The organism is Nonomuraea sp. GTA35 (assembly GCF_041950525.1).
Taxonomy (GTDB): domain Bacteria; phylum Actinomycetota; class Actinomycetes; order Streptosporangiales; family Streptosporangiaceae; genus Nonomuraea.
On record NZ_JBGNUV010000043.1, the window covers coordinates 1 to 5729 of the forward strand.

General features: G+C 69.2%; 6 protein-coding genes and 1 pseudogene. 1 reads left to right on the forward strand and 6 read right to left on the reverse strand.

The features are described from left to right. Nucleotides 1–565: 565 nt before the first annotated feature. The 6 genes and pseudogenes from ACBJ32_RS59170 to ACBJ32_RS59195 all read right to left on the reverse strand — a co-directional run bounded on the left by ACBJ32_RS59170 (nucleotide 566) and on the right by ACBJ32_RS59195 (nucleotide 4505). Nucleotides 566–1738 carry an MFS transporter gene (locus ACBJ32_RS59170; protein WP_375134369.1) on the reverse strand — a complete coding sequence of 391 codons (1173 nt, stop codon included), beginning with the start codon at nucleotides 1736–1738 and terminating at the stop codon, nucleotides 566–568. A 72-nt stretch (nucleotides 1739–1810) separates the two neighbouring features. Then, nucleotides 1811–2413, reverse strand: a complete 603-nt coding sequence (locus tag ACBJ32_RS59175) for a TetR/AcrR family transcriptional regulator (protein WP_375134370.1) — start codon at nucleotides 2411–2413, stop codon at nucleotides 1811–1813. A gap of 227 nt (nucleotides 2414–2640) precedes the next feature. After that, a complete protein-coding gene (locus ACBJ32_RS59180; protein WP_375134372.1) occupies nucleotides 2641–2946 on the reverse strand; it encodes a response regulator transcription factor in 306 nt (101 codons plus the stop codon). A 175-nt stretch (nucleotides 2947–3121) separates the two neighbouring features. Further along, a pseudogene (locus ACBJ32_RS59185) lies at nucleotides 3122–3337 on the reverse strand (response regulator transcription factor); the annotation flags it as partial. Continuing rightward, nucleotides 3255–4031 carry a sensor histidine kinase gene (locus ACBJ32_RS59190; protein ID WP_375134373.1) on the reverse strand — a complete coding sequence of 259 codons (777 nt, stop codon included), beginning with the start codon at nucleotides 4029–4031 and terminating at the stop codon, nucleotides 3255–3257. The gene ACBJ32_RS59190 and the pseudogene ACBJ32_RS59185, both read right to left, overlap by 83 nt. Before the next feature lie 30 nt (nucleotides 4032–4061). Continuing rightward, a complete protein-coding gene (locus ACBJ32_RS59195; RefSeq protein ID WP_375134374.1) occupies nucleotides 4062–4505 on the reverse strand; it encodes a MerR family transcriptional regulator in 444 nt (147 codons plus the stop codon). A 59-nt stretch (nucleotides 4506–4564) separates the two neighbouring features. Between ACBJ32_RS59195 and ACBJ32_RS59200 the strand changes: the two genes are divergently transcribed. Beyond that, the gene (locus tag ACBJ32_RS59200; RefSeq protein WP_375134375.1) at nucleotides 4565–5533 is read left to right on the forward strand and encodes an aldo/keto reductase; all 969 of its coding nucleotides are present in this window, start codon (nucleotides 4565–4567) and stop codon (nucleotides 5531–5533) included. The last annotated feature ends 196 nt before the right edge of the window (nucleotides 5534–5729 follow it).

Genomic DNA, 5729 nt, shown 5'->3' on the forward strand with positions numbered 1-5729 from the left:
CGGTGAATCCGTGCACGTGATTGTGCCCGGCTACCGGCCCCACCTCGCCGGCCGCGAAGACCCCGCCACCCCGATAGCCCCAGCGTGTCCCGCAGCGCGACCGGGTCGTGGTCGGCGGTGCCGAACCGGACGCATCGCGCCCGAACTACAGGCCAAGAGCCACCACCAGCACTCGGCAAACCCCGGCCAAGCGACCTCCGCTCGCCTTACCACCGAGCATGACCCCGCCCCCGGCACCGCAAGCGCTGATCACCAACCCCGCTTCGCCCACGGTCGCTCGCTTCCATGCGCGCTACATGCCTTACGTGCCTTAAAAGATCATCGGCCTTGACCTGCGGGAAGAGGTTAAGAACCCAAGATAACTCGGGAATCACGGGGACGTTGGAAGCGTCTCAACAGGCCGAGGCAGTCAGCAGCGGAGACGCTCCAGCCACACGCACGTTGCTGGACTTCCACGTCCCCGCCCCACAGCAAGACACTGACCGGTCGTAAGACGGTCGCGCGGCTGAAGCCGTGTCAGGAGACCAAGATGCGCAGCCTGTGCGGCTCGGGCGGGTGTGCCAGGTCAGTCTCGTACCGGCTGGGGGTGGGCACGTTCGGAGCTGAGGGTTTGCGCGCTGAGGACGCAGGTCGCGAGGATGGCGAGGGCGGCGCCGGTCCACATGGCGGCGGCGGTGGTGGCCTCTGCGGTGGCGCTGATGGCGAGGCCGCCGATGGCGCTGCCGGCCACGACGCCCAGGGTGATGACGGACGTGTGGACGGTGTTGACCAGTCCGCCGGCTCCGGCGACCTCGACGACGCGGGCCACGAGTGCGGGGTTCATCGTGACGCCGACGAGGCCGACCATGAGCACGCCGGGCAGGGCTGCCCAGGGCAGGTGGGCGAGCAGGGCGAGGACCACCAGGGAGCCGGTCAGGGCCAGGTGGCCGATCCGCAGCAGGGTCACCGCGTGGCGGTCGGCGTAGCGGCCCACCACGGTGTTGCCCAGGACGGTGCACAGGCCGTAGCCGAAGAGGATCAGGGTGGTGGTGCTGGGTGAGAAGCCGGCGTCCTGCTCCAGGAGGGGGGTGAAGTAGGAGAAGGCGCCGTAGGTGGCTCCGATGGTGAGCAGGCTGACCAGGTAGCGGCTCCACAGCCGTGGTGAGCGGAGCTGCCGCAGGTCGTCGGCGGAGGTTTGCGCGGAGACGGCGGGCAGTGCGGGCAGGGTGCGCAGGTCGAGCAGGGCGATGATCAGGCCGGCGCCGCCGAGGGCGAGGAAGCTCGCCTGCCAATTCCAGGTGGTGGCGATGGCGTGGCTGATGGGCAGGCCCAGGACGGCGCCGAACATAAGGCCGTTCAGCACGACGGAGATCGACGAGGCGATGCGGTCGGGACTGGGGGCCAGGCGGGCGGCCATGGTCAGGGTGAGTCCGAACACGGCGCCGCCCAGGCTCCCGGTCAGCAGGCGAAGCGCGGCGATCCACCAATAGTTGTGCACCAGGGGCACGCAGGCTTCGAGCACCGCGTACGCGGTGACAACGCCCAGCAGCGCGCCCTTGGGCGGCACCAGGCGCAGGCCCATGATGATGAGCGGGCCGCCGATGGCCATGCCGAAGGCGTAGATGGAGATCAGCGTGCCGATCGTGGCTGTGGAGGCGCTGAGACTGCGTGCCATTTCCGGCAGCATGCCCATCGTCTGCAGTTCGCTCATGGCGACGATGAGAAGGGTGAGCATCAGCCAGAAGAGGGGCCGTTTCATGAAGCGATGCCTTTCTGTATTCTAAAATCCAAAACTTGGGCAGCGTAAGAGGCGGAACCGTCCGCTCTTCGCTCAGCCCAGCAGGGAACGAAGCCCGTCGAGGGCGATCCGGTGCAGGACGTCGGGGGTGACTCCGGTCTGGGCCGTCACGCGGATACCGGAGATGAGGGTGTTGACCAGGAGTGCGCCCTCGCCGGCGTCAGGGCCGCCGGGCATGCTCCCGTCGGCGCGGCCGGCCCGGATGGTCTCCTCCAGCAGGCCGAGGCGCTTTTGGAGGTCCCGCTCGAGAATCCGTGCGATGCGCTCATTGCGTGCCCGCAGGTCGGGGTTCATCAGGGTGTGCACGCCCATGCAACCGGCGGCATGCCCCTCGGCGCGCGCGACCCGCTCCTCCTCGACGATCGCGTCGATCAGCTTCCGGATCCGGTCGGCGCCGCTGAGCGAGACGTCGGTGAGGATGGACTCCTGGATTGCTCGCATGGTGGATGCGTAGTGCTCGAGTGCTCGCACGAACAGCTCGTCCTTGGACGTGAACGCGTTGTACAGGCTGCTGCGTCGCACGTCGGCCGCCTCGCAGAGCTGCTCGGTCGAGGTGTCGGCGTAGCCGTGCACGCGGAACTGCGCCGCTGCGGCTTCGAGAACTGTGCTCTCGTCGAAGGTTCGCGGTCTGACCATGAGCGAACGCTACCACGTTCTGTATTCTGAAATACAAAATGGGTGGGAGCGCTGCGGCTGGTGGCCGAAGACAGATGCCCTGTCGGCCGGTGACCGGAACGGTCGAATCGACGGCATCCCGGGCGCTGAAGGTGCTCGCCGCGAAACTGCGAAGTCTCCGGCGATCAGGTGAACCTTGGTGCCGTCCAGGATCTTCTGACGGCTCTCGAAGATTGACAGGGCACGCTTCAGTGGTACGGGGCCAAACCGTGTTCGTAGGCATAGATGACGGCGCGAACCCGGGTGGGTAGCCCGAGCTTGCGAAGGAGACTCGCGACGTGGTTCTTGACCGTGCCCTCCTCGACGGTCAGGGCGGCGGCCATCTCCGCGTTGCTCAGCCCGCGAGCCAAATGCCGAAGCACCTCCAGTTCGCGAGGAGTGAGCCGTTGCCGGGCGTCGGTGTCGGAGGCGGGCGACAGCGTCGCGAAGCGGTGGATCAGCCGGGCGGTGACCTGAGGGTCGACCAGCCCGTGTCCGCGGTGCAACGCCCGCACCGCCTCCAGGAGCAGTTCGGGATCGCTGTCCTTGAGCAGGAACCCCGAAGCCCCTGACCGGAGCGCGCCGAAGAGGTACTCGTCGGTGTCGAACGTCGTCAGCGCGAGGCGGGCTGGTCATGGCGGCCAGTTGCCGGATCGCGGACAGGCCGTCGACGTACGGCATGCGCACGTCCAGCACGGCCACGTCGGGGCGTCGCCACAGCGCCTGGTGCACGGCCTCGGCCCCGTCGGCCGCCTCACCGACCACCTCGATGCCGGGCTCGGCGTGCAGCGTCACGCGCAAGGCGTCGCGTACGGCGGGCTGGTCATCGGCGATCAACACGCGAATGGCCACGCCGCTCCCTGTCCAGGGACCTGCCGGATCGGCAGGACCGCCTCCACCCGCCATCCGCGATCTTGTCGCGGTCCCGCCGTGAAGGCGCCGCCGTGCTGGTGCACGCGTTCGCGCATGCCCCTGATGCCATGCCCGTCCGCTCCGGCGCGGCCGTGGCCGTCGTCGGTGACCGGATCGTCACCACGGCGCGGTCGCGCAGCAGGTGTACCTTCACATGGCCGGCTCCGGAATGGCGTGCGGCGTTGGTGCGTGCTTCCTGCGCCACGCGGTAGATCGTCCGGGCCACGGTGAGCGGCAGCGGGACGGCGGGCCCGGCGCGGTGGACGGAGATCGGCAGATGCGGCGTGGACAGCCGCCCGGCCAGTTCCTCGATCCCTTCGAGCACCGGCCTGGCAGGCGGCTCCCGCAGGGAGTCGAGCAGGGCGCGTACCTCTCGCAGCGCGGTCGCGGAGAGCTCGGCGATGATGCCCAAGGCCCGATCCGCCGCATCCACCTGGCCTCGGTCGGTGGCCTGCGCCTGGTTGTGCAGGGCCCGGCGGGTGGCGGTGGCCTGCATGCGGATCGCGGTGAGGTGGTGGCCGACGCTGTCGTGCACGTCGCGGGCGAGTGCCGCGCGATCCTCGGCCAGGGCGCGCCCGGCCTCGGCGTGGTCGAGTCGCGCCGCCTGCGCGGCGCGTTCCCCGTGCAGCCGCAGGGCGTTTCCGATCGCGACCGGGGCGACACCCATGATGACCAGGTCGGTGACCACGGAGAGCCAATCGGGGTGCAGGCGACCGGATCAGACGCGGAGCTGCCTGCCTCGTTTCCACCGTACGGGCGTTGTGCGGCGGCGCCTGCCACCTCGGGAGGTGGCGGTGGAGAGCTGGACCTGGTCGGCCTCGGCGGCATCGAGGTAGCGGATCAGCGCCTGACGATTACGGTCCAAGACCTCCATGCGTTCGTCGATGTCCCGGAGGGTCTCCCGCAGGATGCCGACCAGATCCGGGCAGCTGGTCAGCCGCGGCTGCTTGCCCGCCGCGCACGGCAGCAACTCGCGGATGACCTCGGTGGACAGCCCCGCGGCGAGCAGGCCGCGGACCTGCGCGACGATCATGGGGGCGTCGTCGGCGTAGTCGCGGTAACCGTTGGCCAGCCGGACGGAGGTGAGCAGACCCTGGTCCTCGTAGTAGCGCAGCAGCCGGGTGCTGACCGAGCTGCGGCGCGCCAGCTCGCCGATGAGCATGTGATCTGTCCTATATCAGCTTGACGTTCCAACCGATGTGAAACTTTAGCGTCGCTTCCATGCAGTACACGTATCTGGGCCGCACCGGCCTGCAGGTCTCCCGGCTCGTGCTCGGCACGATGAACTTCGGGCCGGACACTTCCGAGGACACCAGCCACGCGATCATGGACCGTGCTCTCGACCTCGGCATCAACTTCTTCGACACCGCGAACATCTACGGCTGGCGACTGGGTGAGGGCTGGACCGAGCAGATCATCGGACGCTGGCTGGAAAGGACCGGGCGCCGCGACGACATCGTCCTGGCCACCAAGGTCTACGAGCCGATGGGTAAGGGCCCGAACACAAGCGGCCTGTCGGCGCTGCACATCCGCAGGCAGGTCGAGGACAGCCTGCGGCGGCTGCGTACCGATCACATCGATCTCTACCAGGCTCACCACATCGACAGGAACACGCCGTGGGAGGAGTTCTGGCAGGCCATGGACGTCCTGGTGAAGCAGGGCAAGATCTTGTACGTCGGCTCCTCCAACTTCGCCGGCTGGCATATCGCCCAGGCCAGCGAGGCCGCCCGGCGACGCCACTCGCTCGGTCTGGTGAGCGAGCAGTCGCTGTACAACCTCGCCGAACGCACCGCGGAACTGGAGGTGCTGCCGGCCGCCCGCGAGTACGGCCTCGGCGTGATCCCCTGGTCCCCGCTGTACGGCGGCATCCTCGGCGGCATCCTGCGCAAGAGCCACACCGGACGCGCCTCGGGATCGGACCTCACCGCCAAGCGGCTGGCCGCCAACCGCGAGCGGGTGGCGGCCTACGAGCTGTTCTGCGACGAGATCGGCCGCCCTCCCGCCGACGTCGCCCTGGCCTGGCTGCTGCACCAGCCCGGCGTCACCGGCCCGATCATCGGCCCGCGCACGCTGGACCAGCTCGACCGCTCACTGCAGGCCCTCGACCTCCGCCTCGCCGCGAGCGAGCTGGCCCGCCTGGATGAGATCTTCCCCGGCCCCGGCCCGGCGCCCGAGGCTTACGCCTGGTAGCCGGCCCGGCGGCCGGTTCCGCGGCGCGAGCACCGCTGGTGGAGCGACTCCGGGTGACACCTCTCAGCCGGGCGTGGTGGGGTAGGGAAGCAGGCCGGCGTTGATCTGCTGCCAGCGCGTGCGGAGCTGGTTGAGGATGTCGGGGTGGCGTTTGGCGAGGTTGGCTTGTTCGCGGGGGTCGGCCGGCACGTCGTGC